Genomic DNA, 24,682 nt, shown 5'->3' with positions numbered 1-24,682 from the left:
AAGCGATCCTTACGTCATGACGAGCGTCTGCATCTCCGAGCTTCCGAATTGAAGCTTAAGCGGCCCCTTCGCGGAGAGGGATCGGCACGATTCGAGGTTGCGCTTCGGATCCTCTAACGTCGGATCGGTCTCGGCCGCTTGGCGGAAGTAGCTCTCGGCCAGCTTCAGGTTCGCCCCTACCGCCTGAATGCATCCGAGCGCGTTGTAGGCGATGGCCCTCAGCTTGGCTTCGTCCGCCAGGGCTGCGATCAATTGGAAGTGCCGCTGCGCTTCCGGGAAGTGGCCCAAGTGCATCCGGCACATGGCTAGAAATAAGCGGGCCACGTTCAGCTCGGGCTCGAGCCGGAGCGTCTCCTCGAATTGGCCGGCGGCGTCGCGGAACATCTGGAGCTTGAAGTAGCCCTGGCCCTTGACGTAAGGTCCCATCAGAACGTCGGAATAATCGTGCGCTTGGGCGGCGATATCATGTTCTTGCGTCAATGTCCGGAATAAGGCCATTTTGTCTTCGAATCGAAGCCATGCTTCAATGATATCATCACTTATCGATTTTAACACGTTCCATTGCTCGGTCAGGTCCTTTTTTTCTTGGTCGGAGGCTTTCGGATAACGGCTAAGCAATTCGTCCAGCGTATCGTTCATGGCGTCAAACCACTGCTCGATCATTTCCGCATCCCCCTCGCGCGTTCGGCTGTATGGTCATTCTGCGTTTCGCGGGGGGGTTTCATACGCGTTACAACGCGGTCGAATGCGGCTCTTCCGCCATCAATCGGGACACGCGGTTGCGTTCGTCCATGATCGCCACCTTCGGATGATGGCTGCGCGCTTCCTCGTCGGTCATGTAGCCGTAGGCGATGATGATGACCACGTCGCCCGGCTGAACGAGCCGGGCCGCCGCTCCGTTGAGGCAGATGACCCCGGAGCCGCGAGGACCCGGAATCGCGTACGTCTCGAAGCGGGCTCCGTTATTGTTGTTGACGATCTGAACCTTCTCGTCGGGCAGGATGTCGACGGCCTCCATCAGATCCTGGTCGATCGTAATGCTGCCTACGTAATTCAAGTTGGCTTCGGTCACCGTGGCCCGGTGAATTTTGGATTTCATCATTTGGCGGAACATAGGGCTCACCCTTTCGCGGCTGGCAGCAGAATATTGTCGATCAGTCTCGTTCTTCCGAAGCGGACGGCCACCGCGACGAGCAGCGACGCGGGGGACGAGGCCAGCGGGGCGCTCTCCTCCGGCGGAAGCAGGTCGGGATAGGTCAACGCTTCGACGTAATCGATGTCGGCCAGAGGCATCTCCCGGATCTGCCGCTTCATGCGGTCCGTCAGCTCGGACGCGGTCAGCCCTTCGCGGATCCATTCCGGCACGAGCCGGAGCGTACGCGACAGGACGAGAGCCTGCTCGCGTTCCTCCGGGGTCAAGTAGACGTTGCGGGAGCTGAGCGCGAGGCCGTCGGCGTCGCGAACGATGGGACAAGGCACGATCTCGACGGGAACGTTCAGGTCTTCGGCCATTCTCGTCACGACCGCCACCTGCTGGGCGTCCTTCAGGCCGAAGTAGGCCCGGTCGGGCTGGACCAGGTTGAACAGCTTGGAGACGACGACTCCGACTCCGTCGAAGTGGCCGGGGCGGCTCGCGCCGCAGAGACGGTCCGTTATGCCGCCGATCAGAATCGAGGTCTGGCTCGGGCGAGGATACATCTCCTTGACGTCCGGCATGAAGACCAGGTTCGCCCCCGCTTCCGAAGCGACGGTCAAATCCCGCTTCTCGTCCCGGGGATAGCGGTCGAAGTCTTCGTTCGGCCCGAACTGAAGCGGGTTGACGAAGACGCTCAGCACCGTCAAGCCGTTCTCTTCGGCGCTGCGGCGAATGAGGCTGGCATGTCCCTCGTGCAGGAATCCCATCGTCGGCACGAGCCCTACCTTGCCCCCCTGGGGAGCCGCGGCGCGGTAATTCCCGATCTCCTTGCGAAGCTCCGCGATCGTCCGAACGACGCGCGGGGCGGATACGGCTGCCGTGCTCATGTCCGATCCCCTCCATAGACAGAATCGATGAATTCCTTGGCCGCTTGATCGTCCAGGGCGAAGCCGTTCTTCTCTTCGGGGAACCGGGCGCCGCGCACGTCGCCGACGTACTCCGAGATCGCGGCGCGAATCGTCTCCCCGACGTCCGCGTACGTCTTGACGAACCGCTTGTCGCGAATTCCCGAGCCGTACCTGAGGATGTCGTGGAAAACGAGCACCTGCCCGTCGCACCCCCGCCCGGCGCCGATGCCGATGGTCGGAATGCCGACCGCGCGCGTCACGGCCGCCGCCACCTGCTCCGTCACCAGCTCGAGAACGATGCCGAACGCTCCGGCTTCCTCCAGCGCGCGGGCGTCCGCGATCAGGCGGTCGGCTTCCGCGCGGTCCTTCCCTTGCACTTTGTAGCCCCCGATCTGCAGCACCGACTGAGGGGTCAGTCCGAGGTGCCCGAGCACCGGGATGCCCGCCGACGTCAACCGCTTCACTTCGTCCGCGATGTCGGCGCCCCCTTCCAGCTTCACCCCGTGGGAACCGCCTTCCTGCATCAGGCGAACGGCGTTGCGCAGCGTCGCTTCGGGGCCGAGCCGGTACGTGCCGAACGGCATATCCGTTACGACCATCGTGCCCGGGGCTCCCCGGACGACCGCCCGCGTATGGTAAATCATATCCTCGAGCTTCACCGGTACCGTCGTATCGTAGCCGAGCACGACGTTGCCGAGGGAATCGCCGACGAGCAGAATGTCGACTTCGGCCTCCTCGGCGAGCCGGGCGGACGGATAATCGTACGCGGTCAGCATCGCGATTTTCTCGCCTTTGGCTTTGAGCGCCTTCAATCGGGGCAAGGTTAGCGGTTGTCTCATGGAAGATGACGCCTCCTACATCGGCTTATAAAAAAACAAAAAAACCTTTGCATTTGCCCATAAGCAAACAAAGGTATCCATTCAGCAGGAGCGCGCTTCACGTCCTTCTGTCTCGGTCCCTTCGGCTCAGAGCAGAATCCGCCGCGAATCATCACGGTATTCACTTGTTCGTTGCGCGAGCAACAGGATAATTGCGTACTATCGATTAGAATCTCCGCAAGTGCAATTCGTCAACCGATACCGCCTTGCGTTCCTGATTATAACAGATATTCGCGCGATCGTCCATGAGCGGCGGCCGGCATCGACGACTCGGCATCGAGGACGCGAATATCGAGCCGGCGCTTTCTTAACGACTATTGACAATCGGGAGCGGTCGTTTTATTATTTTTGCTGTTGCTTTTCGACGAATGACAACCGAATCAATGACCGTTCGTATAACCCCGCGAAGATGGGCGGGGGTCTCTACGGGAAGCCGAACTTCCTTGCTACGAATATCGGAAGCGTCTGGGACGCCTCCGTATTCCGCGGCGGGAAGTTTTTTTATTTTGTTCATAACGAAGGAGTGCGGTATCGAAAATGAAATACAGGTTATCGGTGTTGTTGGGCGCGGTTTGTTACGGCATCTTGTCGACGATCGTGACGAAAGCGTACGAACAGGGCTATACGCTCGGGCAAATCGTCGGAAGCCAGCTGTTGACGGGCGCCTGTCTCGCTTGGTGTCTCGTTCTGATCGCGAGATGGAAGAAGAGACGCGGCGATGAAGGCCATCGGACGGCGTCCGAGAGGTCCGGCGGAACCGTTCCGACTTGGAAGCAGCGTCTCGTCCTGATGGCTGCCGGCATGCCGACGGCCGTGACCGGTCTGCTGTATTACCAATCGCTTCGGTATATTCCGAACTCGCTCGCGATCCTGCTGCTGTTCCAATTCACCTGGATGGGCGTGCTCGTTCACGCGATCGGGAAGCGGCAGCGCCCGAACGGCGTCATGCTGGCGACCATCGCCGTGCTGCTCGGCGGCACCCTGCTCGCGGCGGGCGTCCTCGATCAAGGCTTGAACCGGTTCCATTGGCTGGGCGTCCTGTTCGGGCTATCGTCCGCGGTCAGTTATACGGCCTTTATTCTGCTCAGCGGAAGAGCGGTTCCCGGCGCGCATCCGGCCTCCCGCAGCGCATGGATGATCACGGGCGGCCTGGCGCTCGTCTTCGTCCTGTTCCCGCCGGCCTTCCTGATCGACGGAACGCTGCTGACCGGCTTGCTGCCGTTCGGGGTCATGCTCGGCTTGTTCGGCGCCTTCCTGCCTCCGCTCTTGTACGCCATCGGGGTTCCGCGCATCGGGGAAGGCTTGACCGGCATTCTCGGCGCGGCCGAGCTGCCCGTGGCGGTCCTGCTGTCCGCCGTCGTTCTCCACGAACGCGTAAGCGCGATCCAATGGTTGGGCGTCGGTCTGGTCCTGCTCGGCGTCTCGCTTCCCGAGCTGCTCAGACGAGCCGGCGGGACCGGCTCCGGCTCCGGCGGCCGCCTCCGAATCGGAGGGTAAGGGGCTTTAAGCCTTCTGCTCCCACGGATTGATCTCCGCGGAGTAGACGGTCTCGATCCGTCCTCCTTCGAGTTCGACGAGAAGGCCTCCCGTCTCGGCGAGACCTCGCGGCACCCCCTCGATCGTCCCTCGGGCCGTCGTGAGCACCGTATGCCGGTTCAGGTTGATGGAGCGGGCCTCCCACAAGAGACGAATCGGCTCGAAGCCTTCCGTCAAGTAGAGCTGGTACAGATCCTCGAATTCCTTGAGCGCTTCGGCGATCAGCCCGGCCCGGTCGACGGCGCGGCCGCTCGCCATCTTCAGGGAGATCGCCTTGGCCGCGACGTCTTCCGGATAGTCCTCGGGATCGAGGTTGGCCGAGATGCCGATCCCGACGACGATATAGCGCAACCGCTCGTCCTCGGCGGCGGATTCCAGCAGAATTCCGCTGATCTTGCGCCCGTCCACGAGGAGATCGTTCGGCCACTTGATGCCGATCTCGAGCCCCGTCAGCCTCTCGATCGCCCGGCATAGAGCCACGGCCGCCAACAGCGTGAGCTGCGGCGTGCGGAGCAGCGGAACGTCCGGCCGCAGAAGGAGGCTCATCCAGACGCCCTTGCCGGCCGGCGACACCCAGGAGCGTCCCATTCGGCCGCGTCCCTGATTCTGCTGCTCGGCGACGACGAGCGTTCCCTCCGGCGCCCCTTGCTCGGCCAGGTCGCGCAGGACGTCCTGCGTCGAGGCAACGACGTCGAGCAGCTTCAGGTTGCGGCCGAAGGAACGCGTGCGCAGCTTGTGACCGAGCTCGACCGGGGAGATTCGCGACGGCTTCGAGACGATCCGGTAGCCGACTCTGGGCACCGCCTCGACGACGTAGCCTTGCCCCTCCAGCTTGCGTATCTGCTTCCAGATCGCGGTCCGGCTGACGTTCAGCTTCTGGCTGATCTCCTCGCCGGAGACGAATTGCCCGGGCCGCTCCTCCAATAACGATAACAGCGTAGGCTGATCCATGACTTACTCTCCCTCGATTGCCTTCTCTGCTTACTGCATTATCTTCTTATACGACTTTTTACCGCTTTGTCTGTTTTTACTGTTTACCGCTTTACTGCTTTACTGCATTATCAACCTTAATGCCTTACTTGCCTTATGCCTTACTTGCCTTTGCCTTACTGCTTTACAGCCTTATCGGGGTTGTTCGGCGTAATCTGCCCTAACTTACTGAACGGTCTTGTCTATCTTCTCTTCCGGATCTATCGGATCCGGCTTCTTCGCGGCCCATCCTTCGGCGGCGGCCGACTTCAGCGCATGCGCCTCGTTGGGCACGGCTTCCAGAGCGACCAGCGTCAGCAAGCGGTTCAGCTCTTCGGCGACCCACGGGCCGGCCTTAAGCCCGCGCAAGGCGACCAGCTCGTCTCCGCGAACGGCTAGCTCCCGGATCGCGGAAGCGGGCATCCGGTCCAGCCAGTCCTCCGCCTTCCGAACCCAGCCTTCCCCCCACCGGACGGAATCGGGGACGGAAGGGAAGGCCTTCGCGACGTCCAGATACATACGCGCCGCTTCCGCGCCGAAGCGGATGACCGCCTCCGCCCAGATGCGGCGCTTCTCCGAATCATCCGTTCCAGGTTCGACGGCCGAACCGGCCAGCCGCCCGTGCACGCCGACGACCGCCGCGATCGCTTCTCCCCGGCGAATGCTGAACTTCAGCCTTCTCGCCCATTCCAGCGCCAACGCCCGATCCGCGCCCGACAGCAGCCAGAGCGCGGCCCACCTCGCGTCCGGGTTCGGCAGGCGGCTCCAGACCGTCCGGCTCTCCTCATCCCTCTCGGACCCGTCCGAAGCTAGCCCCGCCAGATCGGGAAGCTCCGTCGGAAGGGGCTCCTTCGCGAACGCGAGAAGATTGCTTGTCCGCAGCAGGCGGACGGCTTCGCCGGGATCGCGTCCGGCCATCATCTTGTCCAGTTCGGAGCCGACCCGCTCCATCGCGACATGCCGCAGCTTCTCCCGGCGGGCGAGCAGCCCGCTCCACGTCGCTTCTTCGAGCGCGAACCCGAACTCCGCCGCGAACCGAATGCCGCGAAGCATGCGCAAGGCGTCCTCGCCGAATCTCTCCTCCGCCTCCCCGACGCAACGGACGAGGCCGCGGCGAAGATCGTCCAACCCGCCGAACGGATCGACGGTCTTCCCGCTCGTTCCGACGGCCATCGCGTTGATCGTGAAGTCCCTTCTCGCCAGATCCTCGCGGAGATCGCGGACGAAGACGACCTCGTCCGGATGCCGGGCGTCGCTATAGGCGGACTCGTGCCGGAAGGTCGTGACTTCGAAATGCTCCCCGTCCCGGACGACGGTTACGGTTCCGTGCTTCAAGCCCGTCGGCACGACCTTCGGGAACAGCTCCATCACCTGCTCCGGCAAGGCCGAAGTGGCGATGTCGATATCGCGAATCTCCCGCCCAAGCAGCCGGTCGCGAACGCAGCCGCCGACCAGATACGCTTCGTGCCCGGCCGCCTCCAGGACGGCCGCGAGGCTCATCCCCGCCTGCCAGGAAGATTCGCCGCCGGCCGGCTCCATCTCCGGGCTCGAGCCTCCTTCGCCGCGCGGCTTCATGCTTCGCATATCGGCATCGGAACGCGAGCGTCGAGACCGAGCACCCTATAATAAATATTCTCGTATTGCGCCGTGATCCGATCGTTGCAAAATTCCGTCCGCGCGCGCTGCAGGCACGCTTCGCGGAAGTCGGCGTACAGCTTCGGATCCGTCAGCAGCTTCAGCGCGTTCGCGGCCATCTCGTCGGTCCGGCCGATCGGGGACAGGAAGCCCGTCTCCCCGTTCACGACGAGCTCCGGAATGCCTCCCGCCTGCGAGCCGATCGTCGGCACGCCGCACGCCATCGCCTCGAGCGCCACGAGGCCGAAGCTCTCCTTCTCCGAAGGCAGCAGCATCAGGTCGGCGAGCGAGATGACCTGCGCCACGTCGTCCTGCTTGCCCAAGTAATGGACGCGGTGGCTTAAGCCCATCGCGTCGATCTTGGCCTGGATTCGCGGCATGTCGGGCCCTTCCCCGACGAGCAGCAGCTTGCATGGGATCTTGGAGCTCACCCGCGCGAAGATATCGACCACGTCCGCCGTCCGCTTGACCGGCCGGAAGTTGGAGATATGCATCAGCACCTTCTCGTGCGGCTCCGCGAAGTCTCCCCGCAGGTCCGTGCAGTCGCGCGGATAGTAGACGCGCTTGTCGACGAAGTTGTACGTGAGGTCGATCGGCTCCACGATGTCGAGCAGCTCCCTCGTCTCGCGGATCAAGTCCTGGCTGACCGCCGTGACCGCGTCGCTGCTCCGGATGCCGAGCCGGATGATGTCCTTCAGCGAGACGTCCTGCGCCAGAACGGTAATATCGGTGCCGTGAAGCGTCGTGACGACTTTAAGCTGATCCCCGGACATCTGCTTGGCCAGGTAGGCGCAGATAGCGTGCGGAACCGCGTAGTGGACGTGAAGCAGGTCGAGCTGCTGAAGCTTCGCGACTTGATGCATCTTGCTCGCGAGCGACAAGTCGTAAGGAGGATAACGGAACACGTAATAGTCCGAGACTTCGACTTCGTGGTAGTAGACGTTGCGATGGAACTTCCCGAGTCGGAACGGCATGCTATGCGTGATGAAGTGAATCTCGTGTCCCTTCTCCGCGAGCAGCTTCCCGAGTTCGGTCGCGACGACGCCGGAGCCGCCGAGCGAAGGGTAACAGGTAATGCCGATTTTGAGCGGTCGGTTCATACGCACTCCTCCTTCCTCCATGTTTATTCCCCGCCGGCTTGCTTCCTTGCTCTTATTCTGCCCGGCAGGGCGACGAAAGACGCCGATAGGCGTCCTTGGGTGCGTGAATCGGGATTGTCGCCCCCGACGGGAACGACATATATGGAATCGTAGAAATGGTCGCAAAAGCGTTCCGGCGAATCGGCGCGGAAGCCGCGCTACAGCGCGATCCGCCAGAACGAGATCCGTCCGAATTAGAACCGATCGACGGCGATCGGTCCTTTGGCGATGAAGCCTTCCGCGTAGGCGAACTTCTTCGGCTGGCCGAACAGCTTGTCCCTCGCCTCGACGTTGCCGAGATAGCCGGCGGTCAGCGGCGTGGGCACCCAGTCGGCTTCGGAGCCGAACGGCTCGAATTGAGAGCGGTACGCCCTTAGCGCGTTCATCTTCGTCTCTTGAACGTCGGTGATGTCGACGACGAGCTGCGGCGGATGGACGTCGTTAATGAAGTAGAAGTATAGCATGTCCGCCGTCCACGCCGGCTCTTCCGGCATGTAACGCCTGAGCTTGGCGTTGAACACCGCTTCCTCCGCCATGCGGCTGCACATCGTATGGTCCGGGTGGCGGTCGATCGCGTACGGCGCGAACACGACGCGCGGACGGTGCCGGCGGATGGCCGACACGAGCTTGTCCACCTGCTCGGCGTCCGTCCGCAGGCCGCGGTCCGGCAAGCCCAGGTTCTCGCGCACCGTCAGGCCGAGCGCGGCGGACGCCGCCGCCGCTTCGCGCTGCCTCGTCTCGACGTCCCCGTTCGACGACATCTCGGCGTACGTCAAGTCGACGAGCCCGACCTTCTGGCCGGCGCGGATCGCCTTGGCGATCGTGCCGCCCATGCCGATCTCCGCGTCGTCCGGATGCGCGGCGAACACGAGCAGATCGAGTCCGTAGAAGGATGGAGCGCCCCCGCTCATCCGTCGATCCCCGGCTTGTATTTATGAACGAGCTCGCGCCAGGCGAAGTCTCCCCTCTGCAGGCTCTTCACGAGCAGCTCCGCGGTCGCGACGTTCGTCGCCACCGGGATTCCCTGCACGTCGCACAGGCGAAGCAGCGCGATGATGTCCGGCTCGTGGGGCTGCGCCATGAGCGGGTCTCTCAGGAAGATAATGAGATCCATCTCGTTCTGGGCGACCAAGGCGCCGATCTGCTGGTCCCCTCCGAGCGGCCCCGACATGAAGCGGTGCACCTGCAGGGACGTGTTCTCCATGATCCGGGTCCCGGTCGTCCCCGTGGCGTACAGCTTGTGAGGCTTCAGTACGTGCTCGTAAGCGATGGCGAAGTTCACCATCTCGTCCTTCTTGCGGTCGTGCGCGATCAATGCGATTTGCATCATGGCTGCCGTCTCCTTTTCCCCCGGTGCTCTTGTCAGTCCAGAAAATGCTCGAAACCGTATACCATGCCCGTCGTCTGCATGACCTTCTTGATAGCCGTGTTGACGCCCGGCATGTAGCCCGCGCGTTCGTACGAATCGTGGCGGATCTTGAGCGTCTGCCCGTGCCCGCCGAAGACGACCTCCTGCTGCGCGAATACGCCCGGCAGCCGGACGCTATGTATGCGGAATCCGTTGTAATAGCCGCCCCGCGCGCCTTCGATGACCTCTTCCTCGTTCGGGTTCCCTTGGCGAAGCTCGCGTCTCGCTTCGGAGATCCATTCCGCCGTCTTGATGGAAGTACCCGAAGGGGCGTCCAGCTTCTGATCCCCATGATATTCGATAATCTCCACATGAGGTAAATATTTCGCCGCGGTTGCGGCAAACTTCATCATAAGGATGGCGCCGATGGAGAAGTTCGGGGCGATCAAGCCGCCGATGCCTCGTTCTTTGCACTGCTTGTCCAGCTCGGCGATCTGCTCCGGCGTGAATCCCGTCGTCCCGATAACCGGGCGGACGCCGTGCCGGATCGCGGCTTCCGTGTTCGGCACCGCGGATTTCGGATTCGTGAAGTCGACGAGCACGTCGGGGCGCGTCGCTTCGAGGGCCGCCTCGAGATCGGCGGACACGAGGACGCCGGTGTCCGGCTTGCCTGCGAGAGCACCGGCGTCCACCGGTCCGGTCGAGCGGGAGACCGCCGCCGCGAGCCGCAGCTCGGGATCTTCCAGCACCATTTTGACGACTTCGCGGCCCATTCGCCCTGCGGCTCCGGCTACCGCGACGGAGATTCGTTGCGACATTCGATTCACCTGTCCCTTTTGTGATTGATCGGATCATAGAGTTGTTTAAGCGTTCGGCGGCGCTCCGACCGCACCTCGCGGAGCAGCCTTCGCGCCTCTTCGTACTGCGGGTTCAACTGCAGGGCTTCCCGCAAGGCTTCGATCGACCGGCCGTACTCCCCTCGCATCCGGTAGGCGATTCCGAGCAGAAGCCTCGCGTCGGCGGCGAGAGGATCGAGGCGGAAGGCTTCCTTCAGCAAGCCGATCGCCGGCTCCGTCCGCGGCGGGTTCGCCGACAGCAGCTCCCGCGCTTCCGCGATGCGCAGCCGCGACCTCAGCATCCGCAGCTGCAGCTCGTAGGCGGGCTCGCCCGGAGCCAGCTCGACGGCTCGCTTCGCGTAGTCGAGCGCCAGAGGAAGCTTGCCGCTTCTCGCCAGCGTGATCGAGCCTTTATAATAATAAGACGGATTATCGGGCTCCGCTTCGACCGCCCGTTCGAACCATTCCGCCGCGGCTTCGAAGTCTCCGCGAAGAATCGATTCGTACGCTTGTTGAACGCAGCTCTCCCCGTTCATGCCGGACCATCCTCCTCTCGAGCATGGGGATGGTACAGCATATGAGAGCTATTCGGCGTCCGTGTCCTTCTTCGTCCACCGGTTCGCGTCGCGCGTATTGAATTTGTGCATGACCTGGTTGAACGCTTCCGTCAGGTCGATGCCTTCCGAATTGGCGAAGCAGAGGACGATGAACAGAATATCGCCCAGCTCCAGCTCGATCGAATTGTCGGCCTCGTCCGCCTTCTTCGGCTTCTCGCCGTATTGGTGGTTCACTTCCCGGGCCAGCTCCCCGACTTCCTCCGTCATCCGGGCGAGCAGGGCGAGAGGCGAGAAGTAGCCTTCCTTGAATTGCGTTATGTAGGCGTCCACTTCGCGTTGAATGTCGGCCAGCGTCTTCTCCGCGAGCGGCTTGCCGGCGATGCGAGACTCTGCCATGACAAGCTTCCTTTCTCTGGATCGGTCTGATTATAATGGGTTCAGCGGCCACAAGTGCGGCAGCCCGGCGCGCGGGGTCGAACGGCGCATGCCGGCGACAAATTCCGCATGGCGCATCAATCCTATGTTAGCCTAAGACGGTGTCAAAAACAAATGCAAATTTGCGGCGGGGAGCGGACGAGAATGAACGGAGAACGGGTTAGGGAAGCGGCGAGGACGTGGTTGATCCTGGCGCTCGGAACGGCCGTCTACGCCTTCGGAATCGAATATTTCATCCTTCCGAATCTACTCATGGAGGGCGGCGTCACCGGGATCGCCGTTCTGCTGCAATACGCGGCCGGGCTTCCGCCCGCGATCACGTCGCTCGCCATCAACCTTCCCCTCTTCGTCTTCGGCTGGCGGCTGCTGGGCCGCGGGGCGATGGTCTACACGATCGGGGGCACGCTGCTGCTCTCCTTGTTCCTCTGGCTGTGGGAGAGAACGATCGACGCCGGCTGGATCCGGCCCTTCACGACGAAGCAGGACTTTATCCTCGTCGTCCTCTATGCGGGAGTGACGCTCGGGGCCGGCCTCGGGCTCGTGTTCCGCTCGGGCGGGACGACGGGGGGCGTCGACATCATCGCCCGCATCGTTCATCGTTGGCGCGGCTGGAGCATGGGCCAGATCATCCTGACGATGGACGTCGTCATTCTCGGAAGCGCGCTTCTCTTCATCCCGAAGGAGAAGGTGCTGTACACGCTGGTGAGCGTGTTCATCTCCTCGCGGGTGATCGATTTTATCCAGGAGGGGGCTTACGCCGCCAAAGCGTTTACGATCATCTGCCAAAATCCGGAGAGGCTCGCCGCCGCCATCACCAAGGAGCTCGACCGCGGCGTCACGCTTCTGCCGGCCGTCGGCGGCTATTCGGGCGAGAAGCGGATGATGGTTTATTGCGTCGTCAGCCGCTTCGAGATCCGCAAATTAAAAAGCCTGGTCCGCGAACACGACAGACAGGCTTTTATCGTTATTAACGACGTTCACGACGTTCTGGGGGAAGGCTTCCGGGAGGATTGACCGGAGGATGGGCCGAAGGATGGGCCGAAGGATGCGCCGGTGGTTGCGCCGGAGGCTTCGACGGAGGATGGTCGCGCTCGTATCGGAATCGCCTCCAGCCGGCCCACGACAGAATCGTGACGATGAACGACCCGATCGTCGCCGCGAACCCCCACGAAGGGGGCATGAACGTCGCCGGAGCCGCCGTCTCCCGCCCTTCGGCCGGGAACAGCCCTTCCATCGCCTCGCGGACGGACGGAGCCAACTCTCTGGCGAGCGAGGCCTCCGGTTCGTCCGGCTTCAAGATCTTCTCCGCGTAGCGAAGAACGGAATCCCCTCTCTCGATGGCCGACGGCTCGCCCCGCAGCGACGCGGCCGTCCGGATGAGCCGGTAATGCTTCTTCAATCGTTCGAGCGCCGATCTCGCGTCGGGACCCGCGAAGCCGGTCCCGTCCCCGACGGCGGCCGCCAGCGCGTTCGCGTCTTCCTTCAGAATGGGGCGATAGCGGTGCCACATCGGCTTGTCCGGATTCGCGAGCGCGTCCGCGGCCAAGCGAATCTCCCCCGCGGCCGCCTCGAGCCGCGCCGCGTCCGGCGTCGCCGACGCCCAAGCCCGCTTCATCTCCGCGACGCTGCCGCCCAGCGCCTGAACGCCTTCGGCGGTCGCGATTCCCTTCAGCGGAAGTCCGCGCAGCGAGCGCTCCAGCTCCCGGAGCGACCGGGACGCTTCAAGCCGATTCCCCTGCGAGACCGCGGCATACAGCTTGTCCGCCGACTCCCGGAACGCGCGTACGGAATCCGCTCCCGTCCCTTCCGCGGCGGCTTCCGCCTTATTGGAGATCGGCAGCAAGCCGATGAACGACCAGGCCGCGAATACGATCCAACCGATCCTGCGAATCCATGCGCTTCTTCCGCGAGAGCCCGTTCCAGGCATGGACATCCCCTCCTGCCCCCAGCTTATGAGGGGATGTCCCGCGCTAGAACTTCTTATTCGGAACGAGAGAAGTTCTCCCCCGGGCCGCTTCCGGCGCGAATCGGGCCCAGAGGGCCGCCAGCACGCTGAACGCCGTCAGCAAGAACGTGAACCAGGCGACTCCCGTCAGATCGTCCTTCAGAACGAACGGCAAGTACGGATAGACGCCGAAGCCGTAATCGACCGCGTCGTTCAAGAACGTCCACGCCGCCGCGACGGCCAGAGCGGCCGGTCCGAAGGAGAAGAAGCGCGCGTACAGAAGCGCGCAGATCGCCATCGCCCCGTGGGAGACGACCAGCATCCAATCCTGCCAGACGAGCTCGTCGCCTTGAGCCGCCCCCGCGAAGATGATCGCGGCCGCCCAGATGCCGTATTTGATCGAAGTGACGACGCCGAGCGCCTCGACGATTCCGCGCACGCCCCGGACAAACGCGGAGGCGGGACGCTTCGGCGCCGCCCAGAGCCAGATCAGCGCCAGCGCGAAGAACAGCGAAGCCGTCGGGCTGTCCGGCACGAACGGCAGCTGCCAATGGGGATGCTCGTTCCAGGTGTCGATCAGCTGTCCCCGGTACCAGATATAGCCGTATACCGTTCCCGGGACGTAGAAGATCGTCATAAGCGTCAGCAGCGTCGGGTTCATCAGGAACGTACGCGACAGATAGAATCTCCAACTCATCGTAACCCTCCGTTCGGCAGGCCAAGCCGCCTATGAAAAAACCTGACCGCAAGCGGTCAGGTTATGGTGCGTGACGCCTTATTCTGCGGCTTCCGCCTTCTGCTCGGACAGCCAGGTGGCGACCTGGTCGATCTCCGCCTCCGACAGCGTGCCCTTGAAGGAAGGCATCGCGCCGTTCGCGCGCCCGTTCGTGATCGTATCGACGAGCTCATCCTTGGAGAGCGTGTCGCCGATGCCGCGGAGCGAAGGAGCTCCGCCGCCTTCCAGCTCGCCGCCGTGGCAGGCGATGCACTGGGCCTTCTTCATGATCTCGAACGCGGGATCGTCCGGCTTGACGAGCGCGACCGTCTTCTCCTTGCCCGGGATCCAACGGCCCTTGCCGGATTCGATCGATTCCTTGTTCTTCTCCTCGCGCTCGATGTGCTCCGGAACGACGCCGCTCTTCTCCAGCTCTTCCGTGTAGTGGTGCCAGGATACCCAGGTCAGGTAGACGCTGGCGATCAGCGACACGATCATGAGCGAAGACGTGATCGGCCGGCGGTAGAAGCGGCGCTCCTTGCCGGTATCGAGGAACGGCACGAGCAGAAGCGCGCCGAACGCGATACCCGGAATGCCGATCGTGCCGAGGACGATGAAGTCCTCCGAGGTGTACGGGTATTTCAGCAATTGATAGATGAACAGGAAGTACCAGTCAGGCATCGGAATGAACGATCCGTTGAGCGGATCCGCCGGATAACCGAGCGGCGCCGGCTCCGCGATCGTCAGCACGAGGAAGCCGACGAGTACGACGACACCTGCCATCCATTCCTTGAGCAGGAAGTTCGGGATAAACGCTTCCGACTTGCCCGGGAACGCCGTGTAATCCGGCGGCGCCGGCCTCGGGCCGGGCTTGCGAATGCGCGAGTCGCCAACGTAGACGACCTTCTCGTTCGATCTGTTACCGTGTCCGTGTGCCACAGCTTGCCACTCTCCTCTCTCTTACAGCGGCCCGGAAATGCCCTGTTTGCGAATCATGAAGAAGTGTGCGGCAAGCAGCGTCAGCAGCACGCCGGGCAGGAAGAACACGTGGATCGCGAAGAACCGGGTAAGCGTCTGCGCCCCGACGATCGTGCCGCCCGCCAACAACTCCTTGATGTAGCTTCCGATCCAAGGAACGGAACCGGCGATCTCCATGCCGACCTTGGTGGCGAAGTAAGCCTTGTTATCCCACGGCAGCAGGTAGCCCGTGAAGCCGAGTCCCAGCATGACGAAGAAGATAAGCATGCCCACGACCCAGTTCATCTCGCGCGGCGCCTTGTAAGAGCCGGTGAAGAACACCCGCAAAGTATGTAGGAACATCATCACGATGACCAAGCTCGCGCCCCAGTGGTGCATGCCGCGCACGATAACGCCGAACGCGACTTGGTGCTGCAGGTAATCGACGCTGTAATAAGCGTTGATAATATCCGGCACGTAATACATCGTCAAGAACATCCCCGAGAGGATCTGAATGACGGTGATGAAAAACGTCAGGCCGCCGAAGCAGTAGACGAATGCGGAGAAGTGATGCGCCGGGTTGACGTGCTCAGGCACCTCGTGATCGGCGATGTCCCTCCACATCGGCGTGACATCCAGACGTTCGTCAATCCAATTGTACATGCTTTTGAACATGGGACGAAACGCCCTCCTTCTAAACCCGTGTGTTCGGTTCGAGCGGACCGAGGTAAACCCAGCCGTTCTCGACCTTCACTTCGTATTCGTCCAGCGGCTTCGGCGCCACCTTCAGATTCTTGCCGTCCTTCGTATATCGCGCGCCGTGGCAAGGGCAATGGTACTCGTTGGGCGCCTCTTCGCCGCCCCAGCTGATCGTGCATCCCAAGTGCTTGCACACCGGAGACAACGCGAAGATCTTGCCGTCGTCGCCCTTGGCGATGTAGGCTTCCATCTTCGGATCGCTCTCGTACCAGCCGTCGACCTGATGGACTTTGAAAGCCACCTGCTTCGGCTCCTTGGTCACTTCCGCCTCTTCGATAACCTTGACGAACGCGCCGGCCTGCTTCTTGGTCAGAATCGGGTCGACGGCGAAACGCAACATAGGCAAGACGGCGCCCATCCCCATGAATGCGGTGGCTCCGCCCAACGTATAGGACAGGAATTGTCGCCTGGTCATTTCTTTGCGCTTGATCGGCTTGTGCGCGGTCTCGTGCTGCTCATTGTGGTTCATCTGTTCAACCCCCTTTGCCCACCAATGTCGCGTCCTTCACGGACTTCACCTTTTGTTCACAAAGACATAACTATAATAGCCCAGGCTTATAGGGGCGTCAAGAATTGCCATTGCGGATTCGAGCCCGCGCGCGAAAGGCCGGACTAAAATGTTCTCAAATTGTCACAATTCGCCTGGGTCGGTTCCCGCTTATTGTTTGCATGGCCGGCGACATCTTATTCGCGAAAGGACAAGAAAAGAAACGTTGAGCCCGCAAACGCTTACTTGCTCTCTTTCTTCCATAAAGAAGCGACGGCGGCGCGGATCGCTTCCGGATCGGGCGCTTCGCCATCGTTCCCGGGGGCGACGATCAGATCCGCGGAAGGATAGTCGGCGGCTCTCCAGCCGCTCTCCCCGCTGACGATCGCCAGGTAGCGGAATCCCGTCCTTTTCACTCTCTCGCAATACCGTTCGAGCTTGCGCCGCTCCTCCTCGTCTTCGGCGTCGTAATAATGGTACGCGGGCAGCGTGACCGTTCGGCCGCGGAACGCCGATTCCAGCGGAGACAGCCATTCCCCCGTCTTGGCCGCCTTGTCCGTCGCTTCCGGCGGGGATTCCAGTCCCGTCAAGCCGGTGACGGGCAGCAGGCACGTGTCCAGGTAGAGCTGCAGCTCCGCCCATCCGTTGTGGTCGAGCTCGCTGAATTTCATCTCGATCTTCCTTTCTTGCTGTCAGAGCAGCTGCTTGAAGAACTCCATCGCCTTCTCGTCGAAGCCCGGCAGCCATTCGTGGCCGAAGTCGGGGTATACGACCACGTCCTTGTTCGAGGCGATCTTGTTGTAGGCGGCGAATTGCGTGGACGGCGGAGTGACCGTATCCATCAGTCCGACCGCCATCAGGACGTCGCCCCGGATGCGCGGCGCCAGGTGCTGGACGTCGATATAGCCGAGCGTGCGGAAAAAAGACTCTTCCCGTTCGTGCCGAGGGTCGAACGAGCGGAAGTATGCCCGGATCTCCTCGTAGGCGTCCTTCGCAAGATCCATCTCCCATACCCGGCGGTAATCGCTCAGGAACGGATAGACGGGCGCCAGCTTGGCGATTCTCGGCTCCAGGGCGGCGCAGGCCAGCGTCAGGGCTCCGCCCTGGCTGCCCCCGCTGGCGGCGACCCGCTCCGGGTCGACTTCCGGCAAGCTCATCGCGATGCCGGCCAATTGGGCCGCGTCCAGGAAGACGTGGCGGAACAGCAGGTTGTCCGGGTGATCGTCCACCCCCCGGATAATGTGTCCCCGCAGCGTGTTCCCTTTGACGCCGCCGGTGTCCTCCGACTTGCCGCCCTGTCCGCGGACGTCCATCGCGAGCACCGAGAAGCCTAACGCCGCATAGCCGAGCTTGGACGTCCAGTCCCCGGAGTGGCCGGAATAGCCGTGGAACTGAACGAGAGCCGGATGCGGCTCGGGGACGTTCTTCGGCTTGACGTATTGCGCGTAGATCCGGGCGCCTCTCACCCCGGTGTAGTAAAGATCGTAGCATTCCGCGAACGGTACCTGGAAAGCCGAAGGCGCGATCGACAGTTCGGGATCGACCGCCCGCATCTCGGCGAGCGCGCGTTCCCAGTATTCGTCGAAGTCGCCGGGTCTCGGGCTGATTCCTTCGTACTTCTTCAATTGGTCTAAGGGCATGTCCACCAACGGCATGGCGCGGTCCATCCTTTCGTCTCGCATGGAGATTTCGCGGAACGCGAGGTTCCTAGTCCATCCTACTGCAAAAGGAGCCATTATTAAAGCGATTTCTTGCCAAAAAAAGCGCCGGGCGAAGGAGAACCGCTTCTCCTCCGTCCGACGCGCCCGTCGCTTCGGCCAGACCCCGGGCATGCGCCCGAAGCCTGTCACGTTTGTATGGTCTTCAACTCATCGGTCAGACGCAGGAAGGTCTCCGCGTCCCCTTTCGCCAGCGCAACGTCGATAGCCTCGTAAATCTTTTCCGTCCGGTGTTTGCGCAGCGCCTCGTCAAGGACCATTTCCGCCGCCAAACCCAACATCGTCTCATAGGCGACTTTCATGTCCATCGGTTGCACCTCCAAATTCCCGGCGTAAAGGGCTCCTTAGGGGTTGGCGCACGGGTAACCTGTTTAACGCGCGGCGGTCCGCCTGTCGTTCGGTTACGAGCGCGCCGGCTCCCACTAAAGCATATTCATCGATGTCGGCCCCGTTCAGGACAATGGCCCCCATGCCGATCAATGTACCCTTGCCTATGCGGCATCCGAGGAGGATGGCCGCTTCCGGCGGGCTGTCCGTCCTCCGCGATTCGCGGGGGCCGGGATTCGCTAGGCCCGCCGGTTCCGTCCGGTCGGCCGCGTCGACGGCCTCCGACATCTCGGCCGACGATTCGCGATCGGACGGCATTAAACCATACGATTCTCCCGGGTCCGATATGCACGTCCGTCGAAGGATGTTCAAGCTGCCGGAAGAGATTCCGAATGCCGTTCTATCCGCCGTACTCGGAGCTCCCGGCCCAGGTCAAGCGGTCTTCGAACCGGATCTCGTTGCCCGCGACGATCTTCCGTCCTTGGGGCGTCATTCGGACGACCGACTCTCCGCTCTCCGTCTCCCCCCACATCAGCAGGCCCAGGTGCATCATCGAGCCTAGCACCCTTTTCCGAAGAACGTCCTGGGGAGCGTCGTAGTAGAACGGACGAACGAGAGGCAGCAGGATGCGCTCGATCGACTCTACCGTCGTCCACTCCTCGGCGAGCCGGGACACCCATTGGACGAGAGAGATCAGGTTCGGCACGGGGTTCTTGTACAGCCGCAGCCAGAACCGATAGACGGCGGCCGGGTCCATTCGCCCCTTGTCCGCCAGGCGGGTCTTCCCTTCTTCGGTGAGCTCGAGCCGATCCGGCCATTCTTGCAGCCACTTCTCGAAGACGGCGTAATCGTACAGAAGCGAGAATCGGTCCGGATAATCGCGGAACCTGCGCCCGTAGCCGAACCGCCAGCCGCTGCGGCCCGGAACCGCTTCGACGATGGCCATCCGGTCCAGCGCCAGCTGAAGCTGCCTCTTGTACATGACGCCGTCGGCCGTGAGAGGAACGTCGTTGTCCCTCGCGAATTCGAGCAGCGCCCGGACGTCGTCCTCGATAAGTCCCCTCTCGTCCCGGTAGGCGGCCGGTTCCCCTCGGGTCTCGAGCGATTGCCGGAACCTCCGGTCGATGGCGTCTTGCAATTTGCGTTTGACGTCTTCCGGCACGTGGTACAAGAATCGGGTCTGGTGCGAGAAGCCGCTGAACAGCCAGCCGAATCTCTTGAATCGGGCGATGGCCGCCCGCGCCGAGTTGTCGGGCTCCGGGGGAGGCGCTTCCGCCTTGGCCTTGGCCGACCGCTTCCGGCCCGCCGTCTTCGCCGGCGTCGGCGTTGGTGGCGGCGGCACCGCCTCCGGCGTCGCGGGCTCAGGCGCCGCCGACTGTGCCCGGGCCGTCAATTCTTCCAAGCTGTACGAAGCGCGCTGCTCGAACAAGAGAGAATTCAGGAAGCGCATGTCTTCCAGACTCATGTCCTCGACCCGGGACTCGAGAACGTCGCGCCTCTGGACGGTCGACAGAATCGTCTGGATCAGCTCGTTCTTCGAATGGCTGCTGCACTCGCACCGGTACGTGTCGGCGATCCGGGCGAGCTGGTCGATATCGGCGTAACACAGCATATCCGCCAAGTTCATCGGCATTCCCCGTTTCCGGACGATTTACTCTCCATTATCGGTGGAATGCCGCCGGTTTAAACGTCGCTCCCCGCCGTCTCGCCGACAAAATAAAAACGCCGGCGCTGCGGCCGGCGTTGTCGACTAGACGGGTTGATCGTTCAGATGGGCGGTGCAGTTATGCAGAATCGGAATCCAGCGGTCTTCCTCGCGCTCGAGAATCGTCAGCGACAGGTTGGCGATATGGCTGTCGTCCACCCCGGTCTTCAGCGCCTGCAGCATCTGCGCGAGGAAGCTGCCGTGCGTGACGACGAGCCAGTTCTCGCCGGGGTGCCGGCTTGAGAACTCTTCGACGAACGCGAGCCCGCGCTCGCGAATCTGGGCGTCGGTCTCCTGCCCCGGGACGTTCCCGCGCCAATTCGTCCCCCAACGGGCGATTCGTTCGGCCTCGGTCGTCCCCTCGGCTTCCCCGAAGCCTCTCTCCCGGAGCCTGCCGTCGGTCAACAGCGGAATGCCCAGCCTCTCCGCCAGAATCTCGCCCGTCTTGGCCGCGCGCTGCAGATCGCTGCAGACGACGCCGTGCCAGACCCGGCTCTCCGCCGCCAGGCGATAGGCGAGCCGATGCGCTTGCATCTTCCCTTCCGCGCTGAGCGGAATGTCCGTCAATCCCTGGATTTTGCCCGCTTTGTTCCAGGACGTCAGGCCATGGCGCACCCAGCCCATTCTCATCTTCGAGCTCATACGCGCACCCTCGAGAACCAATTCATGATCAGCAGCGTCACGAGGATGCCGAGAAGAGCGAACGCGACCCAATACTCGGGCATGACCGGGTTCACGTGCAGGACGATCGGATCGCTCAGGCTGGCGACGGGGACGTCCACGAGGACGCTGTTGGCCATCTGGCCGCCGGCCCCGTAGGCGTCGGCGGTCTCCATGACGCCGGTGGCGGGCGAATTCGAACCGTTCATCCGGTCGAAAATCACATAGCCCAAGCCGCACAGGAACACGGCCAACAGAGATGCCAGCATTCCGCCCACCTTGAGCCGGAATCCGCCGGAGAACGCATAGGTGCGCCGGACCGCCGGCATGAACCAGCTCTGCTCGGCGTAGATCCGGTTCATGACGTTCTGGTTCACTTCCGCGGCCGTGGCGACGTCTTCGATATAGTCGTCGTCCAGCTGCATATCGCGGATCAGCTTCGTGCTCTCTTCCCAGAGCCTGAATTCTTCGGCGCAATCCGGGCAGCCCGCCAGATGCTCCTCGATCAGCAATCGGTCGGCCGGACCGGCCTCCCCGTCCCAATAATCGACAAACCGCTCCTGAATAAGGCCGCAGTCGCTTTTCATCGATATTTCATCTCCTCGTACTCCTGCATGAACGCCGGTTCGTTGTAATAAGATTCCATCTGCGTCTTGACGCTGGCGCGCGCCCGGAACAGGAGCGACTTCACGGCGCTGACCGTCTGCCCCAGAATGCTGGCGATCTCTTGGTAATCCAGCCCGTCGTACTCGCGAAGAATGAGAGCGGAACGCTGCTTCTCCGGCAAGTTGTTGATCGCTTCCCGCACCATCGTTACTTTCTCGTTGCGAAGCAGCGCCTGTTCCGGCGCGGCTTCCGGCGGAGCGGCCGGTATGTACGCGGTATCGTCTAACGACATATGCGATGCCTTGTGCTTGCGCAGCTCGCTCAGGACGGTGTTCCGGGCGATCGTATACAGCCAGGTCGAGAACGAAGCGTCCACTTCCCGGAACGAATGCAGGCTCCGGTACGCCTTGTAGAAGGTCTCGGAGCACAGATCCTCCGCCATCAATTCGAGCCTTGCGCTTCTTAGCATCTGATATATGAATGACAGAATCTTCTTCTGGTATCTTGCCATTAAAGCCGAGTATAAATCCACATTGCCGTCCTTGATCTCCCGAATCAATTGAGAATCGGTCATGGATGGTCGCGATCCTCCCCCCGTACAGGGTGATCGTTCAAGGCCGGTCTACTTCTTATACCGGCCGAAAACGCAAAAGTTGCGCGACGAGCGCGCAGTCGTTTTGGAACAAGTCCAGTTTTTTACATAACTATTGGTATTGTATCATATCGGGGATAGCGGATATCTTAAAAAATTTTAAAATTGCGCGTTCCAATGTTATCCAGACGCGTTCGCAGGCGCTTAGCCCATCATACGCCATTGCCGCTTCGAATGCGACTCCGACAATGAAACGTCGTCCAATATTATTAGGAAAAACGCCGTTAAAAAAAAGAAAACGCCACTACGAATAGTGGCGCGAGCGTTACGTGAACACTCGGATATTGGATAGGAGTGGAGAGAAACCATACTGTACTTTTATTATATGTATCCGTTTCCATCTTGTCAATAAGCGCTTACAAAAAAATGTGAGCGTTTTCGAAAAAAAGTCTCGCCATCCGGCGCTGCCGATCGCCCGAAAAAAAAACGGACCGTTGCGAGCGGCCCGCCAATCCGTTAAAAATAAACTTCGTAATTCATCGTTCGGATAAGTTCGACCGCGCGGTCCAGATCTTCCTGCTGCCGGAACGACAGGCGCAGCACGCCGGGAACGTCCTCGCGGCTCTCGATGATATGAAGATTGCTCAGGTTGATTCGCGCCTGGCCGAGCTCGGTGGCGATTCGTCCGACGACGCCCGGCTGGTCCGGCACGTTCACGTAGCATTCGTGAAGCGACGTGATCATGCCTTTGCGCCGTTCGGGCAGCTGGCTGCGGAATTCGTTCGCTTCGCGGAACCGCCGCTCGATCCCTTCCCCGTCCTCCGCTTCGAGCAGCGCGGTGAATCGGTCCATCTCCCCGCGCCAGTCGTTCATCAGCTGGAGCAGGACGCGCTTGTTGTTCACGAGAATGTCGCGCCAAATCTTCGGATCGCTGGAGGCGATCCGGGTAATGTCGCGGAAGCCTCCGGCCGCGAGCCGGCGGTACAGGTCGTCCGTCTCGTTGTAGCCGGCGACCTGGTTCACGAGCGCGACCGCGATGATGTGCGGCAGGTGGCTGATCGCTCCGACGATGCCGTCGTGGTTGTCCGCGTCGGTCATGACGACCTTCGCCCTCGTCCAGCGCAGCAGCTCCTCGAGCTCGGCGATCGCTTCCGGCGGCGTCGCGGCGGTCGGCGTCAGCACGTAATACGCGTTCTCGAACAGGTCCGCGCTGGCCGCCTCCACGCCCGATCGCTCCGAGCCCGCCATCGGATGGCCTCCGATGAACACCGCGTCCTTCAGCCCGAGCCGCTCGGCGTGGGCGACGACCGACGCCTTCGTGCTGCCGACGTCGGTCAGGATGCAGCCCGGCTTCAGCGGGAGCTTGGCCAGCTCGTCGATGTAATCGCCCAGCCTGCCCACCGGCACGCATAGGAAAATAAAGTCGGCGTCCGCCGCCGCTTCCGCGAGCGACGTCGTGCCTTCGTCCACGACGCCCAGGGAGACGTACTTCTCCACGGAGGACGCGTTGACCGAATGGCCGACGACCCGATAGCCCGGCTTGCCCTTCCAGCAGAGCGCGAGCGAGCCCCCGATCAAGCCGACGCCGAAGATCGCGATCTTCTTGGGCGCCGGCTGCGGGGCCGATGCTTCCATGCCCGTAAAACCGCTAAACTCGCCGTTGTCCATCCCCATCCGTTACACCTGCACCGCGATCTCTTGGAGAACTTCTTCCAGCGCGGAGATCACTTTGGCGTTCTGCTCGGCGCTGCCGACCGTAATGCGGATATGCGTCGGGTAATGCTTGTGGCCGGCCCGCACGATGACGCCTTTGCGAAGCAGCGCCTGGAATACGTCCTGGGCGGGACGCTTCACGTCGACCATGATGAAGTTGCCGTACGCCGGGAACGCCGGAAGGCCGAGACGGTCGAACGCGGCTCGCAGCGTAACGAGACCCTGCTTGTTCGCTTCGCGGCAGCGGTCGATAAACGCTTGATCCTCCAAGGCGGCCAGCGCGGCCGCTTGGCCGAAGCGCGACGTATTGAACGGTTCGCGGACCTGGTTGATCGAACGGATCAGCTCCGCGCGGCCGACGCCGTAGCCGATGCGCAGGGACGCGAGGCCGTAAATCTTCGAGAACGTGCGAAGCAGCACGAGGTTCGGGTATTTCTTGAGCAGCTCCAGGCCGTTCGGGAACGACGGATCGTCGATGTATTCGCAGTACGCCTCGTCCAATACGACCATAACGTTCGAAGGCACCTTGGACAGGAACCATTCCACTTCGTCGTGGGTGACGATCGTTCCGGTCGGGTTGTTCGGGTTGCAGATCCAGACGATCTTCGTCTTCGGGTTCACCTTGGCGAGCATGCCGTGCAGGTCGTGCGTGCCGTCCTTAAGCGGAACTTCGACGACGACGCCGTTCTCGATCTCTATGTTATGCCGGTACTGCGGGAACGTCTGGTCGGCGGTGATATTCTCGTCGCCGGGCAGCAGGAACGCGCGGGCGATCATCAGGATGACCTCGTCCGAGCCCGCTCCGAAGATGATCTGGTCCGGATCGACGCCGAGACGCTTCGCAAGGGCGTTCGTCAGCTCGACGGCGGCGCCGTCCGGGTAGATGCTGACGTTGTCCAGCTCGCGCTTGATCGCTTCGAGCGCCTTCGGCGAGCTGCCGAACGGGTTCTCGTTGGACGCCAGCTTGATGACCTCGGTCAGGCCGAGCTCTCGCTTCACTTCCTCGATGGGTTTGCCCGGCTGGTAAACCGGCAGATGGACGATATTCGGTTTGGGTTGCATGGGATAACCTCCTGTAATAACCTTGCGTTCGAATTTCGCGAATGCAATTCAAAACGGAGC

The 24,682-nt window shown here is 62.0% G+C and carries 29 protein-coding genes and 1 riboswitch; of the genes, 2 read left to right on the top strand and 27 right to left on the bottom strand.

The window, feature by feature from the left end; all coding sequences use genetic code 11:
* Nucleotides 1–9: 9 nt before the first annotated feature.
* The 4 genes from H7B90_RS02230 to panB all read right to left on the bottom strand — a co-directional run bounded on the left by H7B90_RS02230 (nt 10) and on the right by panB (nt 2,882).
* The gene (locus H7B90_RS02230) at nt 10–663 is read right to left on the bottom strand and encodes a tetratricopeptide repeat protein (RefSeq protein WP_185134235.1); all 654 of its coding nucleotides are present in this window, start codon (nt 661–663) and stop codon (nt 10–12) included.
* A gap of 67 nt (nt 664–730) precedes the next feature.
* Entirely contained in the window at nt 731–1,114 is a 384-nt protein-coding gene (gene panD, locus H7B90_RS02225; protein ID WP_185134234.1) for an aspartate 1-decarboxylase, read from the bottom strand.
* Between the two features lie 5 nt (nt 1,115–1,119).
* The gene (gene panC / locus H7B90_RS02220; RefSeq protein WP_185134233.1) at nt 1,120–2,022 is read right to left on the bottom strand and encodes a pantoate--beta-alanine ligase; all 903 of its coding nucleotides are present in this window, start codon (nt 2,020–2,022) and stop codon (nt 1,120–1,122) included.
* Nucleotides 2,019–2,882, bottom strand: a complete 864-nt coding sequence (gene panB, locus H7B90_RS02215) for a 3-methyl-2-oxobutanoate hydroxymethyltransferase (protein ID WP_185134232.1) — start codon at nt 2,880–2,882, stop codon at nt 2,019–2,021. The genes panC and panB overlap by 4 nt, the downstream gene beginning before the upstream one ends.
* Before the next feature lie 410 nt (nt 2,883–3,292).
* A riboswitch (purine riboswitch) is annotated at nt 3,293–3,390 on the top strand.
* 68 nt (nt 3,391–3,458) lie between these two features.
* Here panB and H7B90_RS02210 point away from each other — a divergent pair.
* The gene (locus tag H7B90_RS02210) at nt 3,459–4,418 is read left to right on the top strand and encodes an EamA family transporter (RefSeq protein ID WP_185134231.1); all 960 of its coding nucleotides are present in this window, start codon (nt 3,459–3,461) and stop codon (nt 4,416–4,418) included.
* Between the two features lie 6 nt (nt 4,419–4,424).
* Here H7B90_RS02210 and H7B90_RS02205 read toward each other — a convergent pair whose 3' ends face one another.
* The 8 genes from H7B90_RS02205 to H7B90_RS02170 form a co-directional block, all read right to left on the bottom strand.
* On the bottom strand, nt 4,425–5,408 hold the full coding sequence (locus H7B90_RS02205; protein ID WP_185134230.1) for a biotin--[acetyl-CoA-carboxylase] ligase: 984 nt from the start codon (nt 5,406–5,408) through the stop codon (nt 4,425–4,427).
* 204 nt (nt 5,409–5,612) lie between these two features.
* Entirely contained in the window at nt 5,613–6,965 is a 1,353-nt protein-coding gene (locus tag H7B90_RS02200) for a CCA tRNA nucleotidyltransferase (protein WP_185134229.1), read from the bottom strand.
* A 32-nt stretch (nt 6,966–6,997) separates the two neighbouring features.
* Nucleotides 6,998–8,161 (bottom strand): N-acetyl-alpha-D-glucosaminyl L-malate synthase BshA, encoded by a 1,164-nt coding sequence (gene bshA, locus H7B90_RS02195; protein WP_185134228.1) that lies wholly within the window; start codon nt 8,159–8,161, stop codon nt 6,998–7,000.
* Between the two features lie 233 nt (nt 8,162–8,394).
* Nucleotides 8,395–9,111, bottom strand: a complete 717-nt coding sequence (gene bshB1 / locus H7B90_RS02190; protein ID WP_185134227.1) for a bacillithiol biosynthesis deacetylase BshB1 — start codon at nt 9,109–9,111, stop codon at nt 8,395–8,397.
* Nucleotides 9,108–9,530: a methylglyoxal synthase gene (locus H7B90_RS02185; RefSeq protein WP_185134226.1), complete on the bottom strand. Its 423-nt coding sequence runs from the start codon at nt 9,528–9,530 to the stop codon at nt 9,108–9,110. Before H7B90_RS02185 ends, bshB1 begins: the two co-directional genes overlap by 4 nt.
* Before the next feature lie 32 nt (nt 9,531–9,562).
* A complete protein-coding gene (gene dapB / locus H7B90_RS02180; protein WP_185134225.1) occupies nt 9,563–10,366 on the bottom strand; it encodes a 4-hydroxy-tetrahydrodipicolinate reductase in 804 nt (267 codons plus the stop codon).
* Nucleotides 10,367–10,371: 5 nt separating this feature from the next.
* Complete coding sequence (locus tag H7B90_RS02175) at nt 10,372–10,920, bottom strand: tetratricopeptide repeat protein (RefSeq protein WP_185134224.1); 549 nt, start codon at nt 10,918–10,920, stop codon at nt 10,372–10,374.
* 48 nt (nt 10,921–10,968) lie between these two features.
* A complete protein-coding gene (locus H7B90_RS02170) occupies nt 10,969–11,337 on the bottom strand; it encodes a nucleotide pyrophosphohydrolase (protein WP_185134223.1) in 369 nt (122 codons plus the stop codon).
* A gap of 183 nt (nt 11,338–11,520) precedes the next feature.
* Between H7B90_RS02170 and H7B90_RS02165 the strand changes: the two genes are divergently transcribed.
* Entirely contained in the window at nt 11,521–12,390 is an 870-nt protein-coding gene (locus tag H7B90_RS02165) for a YitT family protein (RefSeq protein WP_185134222.1), read from the top strand.
* Here the strand turns inward: H7B90_RS02165 and H7B90_RS02160 are convergent.
* The 15 genes from H7B90_RS02160 to hisC all read right to left on the bottom strand — a co-directional run bounded on the left by H7B90_RS02160 (nt 12,344) and on the right by hisC (nt 24,622).
* On the bottom strand, nt 12,344–13,303 hold the full coding sequence (locus tag H7B90_RS02160) for a sporulation protein YpjB (protein WP_185134221.1): 960 nt from the start codon (nt 13,301–13,303) through the stop codon (nt 12,344–12,346). The genes H7B90_RS02165 and H7B90_RS02160 overlap by 47 nt on opposite strands.
* A 43-nt stretch (nt 13,304–13,346) precedes the next feature.
* Nucleotides 13,347–14,018: a DUF1405 domain-containing protein gene (locus H7B90_RS02155; protein WP_185134220.1), complete on the bottom strand. Its 672-nt coding sequence runs from the start codon at nt 14,016–14,018 to the stop codon at nt 13,347–13,349.
* 78 nt (nt 14,019–14,096) lie between these two features.
* The gene (locus H7B90_RS02150) at nt 14,097–14,975 is read right to left on the bottom strand and encodes a menaquinol-cytochrome c reductase cytochrome b/c subunit (RefSeq protein WP_185134219.1); all 879 of its coding nucleotides are present in this window, start codon (nt 14,973–14,975) and stop codon (nt 14,097–14,099) included.
* Between the two features lie 21 nt (nt 14,976–14,996).
* Nucleotides 14,997–15,668 (bottom strand): menaquinol-cytochrome c reductase cytochrome b subunit, encoded by a 672-nt coding sequence (qcrB, locus tag H7B90_RS02145; protein WP_185134218.1) that lies wholly within the window; start codon nt 15,666–15,668, stop codon nt 14,997–14,999.
* Between the two features lie 19 nt (nt 15,669–15,687).
* Nucleotides 15,688–16,221, bottom strand: coding sequence for a Rieske (2Fe-2S) protein (locus tag H7B90_RS02140; RefSeq protein ID WP_185134217.1), 534 nt, complete (start codon nt 16,219–16,221; stop codon nt 15,688–15,690).
* A gap of 260 nt (nt 16,222–16,481) precedes the next feature.
* Nucleotides 16,482–16,910 (bottom strand): DUF2487 family protein, encoded by a 429-nt coding sequence (locus H7B90_RS02135; RefSeq protein ID WP_185134216.1) that lies wholly within the window; start codon nt 16,908–16,910, stop codon nt 16,482–16,484.
* A gap of 21 nt (nt 16,911–16,931) precedes the next feature.
* Nucleotides 16,932–17,894 carry an alpha/beta fold hydrolase gene (locus H7B90_RS02130; RefSeq protein WP_185134215.1) on the bottom strand — a complete coding sequence of 321 codons (963 nt, stop codon included), beginning with the start codon at nt 17,892–17,894 and terminating at the stop codon, nt 16,932–16,934.
* Nucleotides 17,895–18,085: 191 nt separating this feature from the next.
* The gene (locus tag H7B90_RS02125) at nt 18,086–18,265 is read right to left on the bottom strand and encodes an IDEAL domain-containing protein (protein ID WP_185134214.1); all 180 of its coding nucleotides are present in this window, start codon (nt 18,263–18,265) and stop codon (nt 18,086–18,088) included.
* Nucleotides 18,243–18,428, bottom strand: coding sequence for a hypothetical protein (locus H7B90_RS02120; RefSeq protein ID WP_376701711.1), 186 nt, complete (start codon nt 18,426–18,428; stop codon nt 18,243–18,245). Before H7B90_RS02120 ends, H7B90_RS02125 begins: the two co-directional genes overlap by 23 nt.
* Before the next feature lie 256 nt (nt 18,429–18,684).
* Entirely contained in the window at nt 18,685–19,911 is a 1,227-nt protein-coding gene (locus H7B90_RS33315) for a hypothetical protein (protein WP_185134213.1), read from the bottom strand.
* A gap of 123 nt (nt 19,912–20,034) precedes the next feature.
* Nucleotides 20,035–20,631: a histidine phosphatase family protein gene (locus H7B90_RS02110; protein ID WP_246578467.1), complete on the bottom strand. Its 597-nt coding sequence runs from the start codon at nt 20,629–20,631 to the stop codon at nt 20,035–20,037.
* On the bottom strand, nt 20,628–21,236 hold the full coding sequence (locus H7B90_RS02105) for an anti-sigma factor family protein (RefSeq protein ID WP_185134212.1): 609 nt from the start codon (nt 21,234–21,236) through the stop codon (nt 20,628–20,630). Before H7B90_RS02105 ends, H7B90_RS02110 begins: the two co-directional genes overlap by 4 nt.
* Complete coding sequence (locus H7B90_RS02100; RefSeq protein WP_185134211.1) at nt 21,233–21,829, bottom strand: RNA polymerase sigma factor; 597 nt, start codon at nt 21,827–21,829, stop codon at nt 21,233–21,235. Before H7B90_RS02100 ends, H7B90_RS02105 begins: the two co-directional genes overlap by 4 nt.
* 534 nt (nt 21,830–22,363) lie before the next feature.
* Complete coding sequence (locus H7B90_RS02095) at nt 22,364–23,482, bottom strand: prephenate dehydrogenase (protein ID WP_185134210.1); 1,119 nt, start codon at nt 23,480–23,482, stop codon at nt 22,364–22,366.
* Nucleotides 23,483–23,524: 42 nt separating this feature from the next.
* On the bottom strand, nt 23,525–24,622 hold the full coding sequence (hisC, locus tag H7B90_RS02090; protein ID WP_185134209.1) for a histidinol-phosphate transaminase: 1,098 nt from the start codon (nt 24,620–24,622) through the stop codon (nt 23,525–23,527).
* Between the last annotated feature and the right edge of the window lie 60 nt (nt 24,623–24,682).

The organism is Cohnella xylanilytica (assembly GCF_014212175.1).
Taxonomy (GTDB): Bacteria; Bacillota; Bacilli; order Paenibacillales; family Paenibacillaceae; genus Cohnella; species Cohnella xylanilytica.
Note: the sequence above shows the minus strand (reverse complement) of the source record. Positions and strands in the feature narration are given on the sequence as shown.

What these genes read in the sequence shown, in the direction of transcription:
- panC (WP_185134233.1), bottom strand. Translation starts at nt 2,022, where the DNA reads ATGAGCACGGCAGCCGTATCCGCCCCGCGCGTCGTTCGGACGATCGCG.
- H7B90_RS02120 (WP_376701711.1), bottom strand. Translation starts at nt 18,428, where the DNA reads ATGGGGGCCATTGTCCTGAACGGGGCCGACATCGATGAATATGCTTTA.
- H7B90_RS02165 (WP_185134222.1), top strand. Translation starts at nt 11,521, where the DNA reads ATGAACGGAGAACGGGTTAGGGAAGCGGCGAGGACGTGGTTGATCCTG.
- bshB1 (WP_185134227.1), bottom strand. Translation starts at nt 9,111, where the DNA reads ATGAGCGGGGGCGCTCCATCCTTCTACGGACTCGATCTGCTCGTGTTC.
- H7B90_RS02095 (WP_185134210.1), bottom strand. Translation starts at nt 23,482, where the DNA reads ATGGAAGCATCGGCCCCGCAGCCGGCGCCCAAGAAGATCGCGATCTTC.
- H7B90_RS33315 (WP_185134213.1), bottom strand. Translation starts at nt 19,911, where the DNA reads ATGAACTTGGCGGATATGCTGTGTTACGCCGATATCGACCAGCTCGCC.
- bshA (WP_185134228.1), bottom strand. Translation starts at nt 8,161, where the DNA reads ATGAACCGACCGCTCAAAATCGGCATTACCTGTTACCCTTCGCTCGGC.
- H7B90_RS02205 (WP_185134230.1), bottom strand. Translation starts at nt 5,408, where the DNA reads ATGGATCAGCCTACGCTGTTATCGTTATTGGAGGAGCGGCCCGGGCAA.
- H7B90_RS02110 (WP_246578467.1), bottom strand. Translation starts at nt 20,631, where the DNA reads ATGAGCTCGAAGATGAGAATGGGCTGGGTGCGCCATGGCCTGACGTCC.
- qcrB (WP_185134218.1), bottom strand. Translation starts at nt 15,668, where the DNA reads ATGTTCAAAAGCATGTACAATTGGATTGACGAACGTCTGGATGTCACG.
- panD (WP_185134234.1), bottom strand. Translation starts at nt 1,114, where the DNA reads ATGTTCCGCCAAATGATGAAATCCAAAATTCACCGGGCCACGGTGACC.
- H7B90_RS02140 (WP_185134217.1), bottom strand. Translation starts at nt 16,221, where the DNA reads ATGAACCACAATGAGCAGCACGAGACCGCGCACAAGCCGATCAAGCGC.
- H7B90_RS02130 (WP_185134215.1), bottom strand. Translation starts at nt 17,894, where the DNA reads ATGCCGTTGGTGGACATGCCCTTAGACCAATTGAAGAAGTACGAAGGA.
- H7B90_RS02170 (WP_185134223.1), bottom strand. Translation starts at nt 11,337, where the DNA reads ATGGCAGAGTCTCGCATCGCCGGCAAGCCGCTCGCGGAGAAGACGCTG.
- H7B90_RS02125 (WP_185134214.1), bottom strand. Translation starts at nt 18,265, where the DNA reads ATGGACATGAAAGTCGCCTATGAGACGATGTTGGGTTTGGCGGCGGAA.
- hisC (WP_185134209.1), bottom strand. Translation starts at nt 24,622, where the DNA reads ATGCAACCCAAACCGAATATCGTCCATCTGCCGGTTTACCAGCCGGGC.
- dapB (WP_185134225.1), bottom strand. Translation starts at nt 10,366, where the DNA reads ATGTCGCAACGAATCTCCGTCGCGGTAGCCGGAGCCGCAGGGCGAATG.
- H7B90_RS02230 (WP_185134235.1), bottom strand. Translation starts at nt 663, where the DNA reads ATGATCGAGCAGTGGTTTGACGCCATGAACGATACGCTGGACGAATTG.
- H7B90_RS02200 (WP_185134229.1), bottom strand. Translation starts at nt 6,965, where the DNA reads ATGGAGCCGGCCGGCGGCGAATCTTCCTGGCAGGCGGGGATGAGCCTC.
- H7B90_RS02175 (WP_185134224.1), bottom strand. Translation starts at nt 10,920, where the DNA reads ATGAACGGGGAGAGCTGCGTTCAACAAGCGTACGAATCGATTCTTCGC.
- H7B90_RS02160 (WP_185134221.1), bottom strand. Translation starts at nt 13,303, where the DNA reads ATGCCTGGAACGGGCTCTCGCGGAAGAAGCGCATGGATTCGCAGGATC.
- H7B90_RS02155 (WP_185134220.1), bottom strand. Translation starts at nt 14,018, where the DNA reads ATGAGTTGGAGATTCTATCTGTCGCGTACGTTCCTGATGAACCCGACG.
- panB (WP_185134232.1), bottom strand. Translation starts at nt 2,882, where the DNA reads ATGAGACAACCGCTAACCTTGCCCCGATTGAAGGCGCTCAAAGCCAAA.
- H7B90_RS02210 (WP_185134231.1), top strand. Translation starts at nt 3,459, where the DNA reads ATGAAATACAGGTTATCGGTGTTGTTGGGCGCGGTTTGTTACGGCATC.
- H7B90_RS02105 (WP_185134212.1), bottom strand. Translation starts at nt 21,236, where the DNA reads ATGAAAAGCGACTGCGGCCTTATTCAGGAGCGGTTTGTCGATTATTGG.
- H7B90_RS02135 (WP_185134216.1), bottom strand. Translation starts at nt 16,910, where the DNA reads ATGAAATTCAGCGAGCTCGACCACAACGGATGGGCGGAGCTGCAGCTC.
- H7B90_RS02185 (WP_185134226.1), bottom strand. Translation starts at nt 9,530, where the DNA reads ATGATGCAAATCGCATTGATCGCGCACGACCGCAAGAAGGACGAGATG.
- H7B90_RS02100 (WP_185134211.1), bottom strand. Translation starts at nt 21,829, where the DNA reads ATGACCGATTCTCAATTGATTCGGGAGATCAAGGACGGCAATGTGGAT.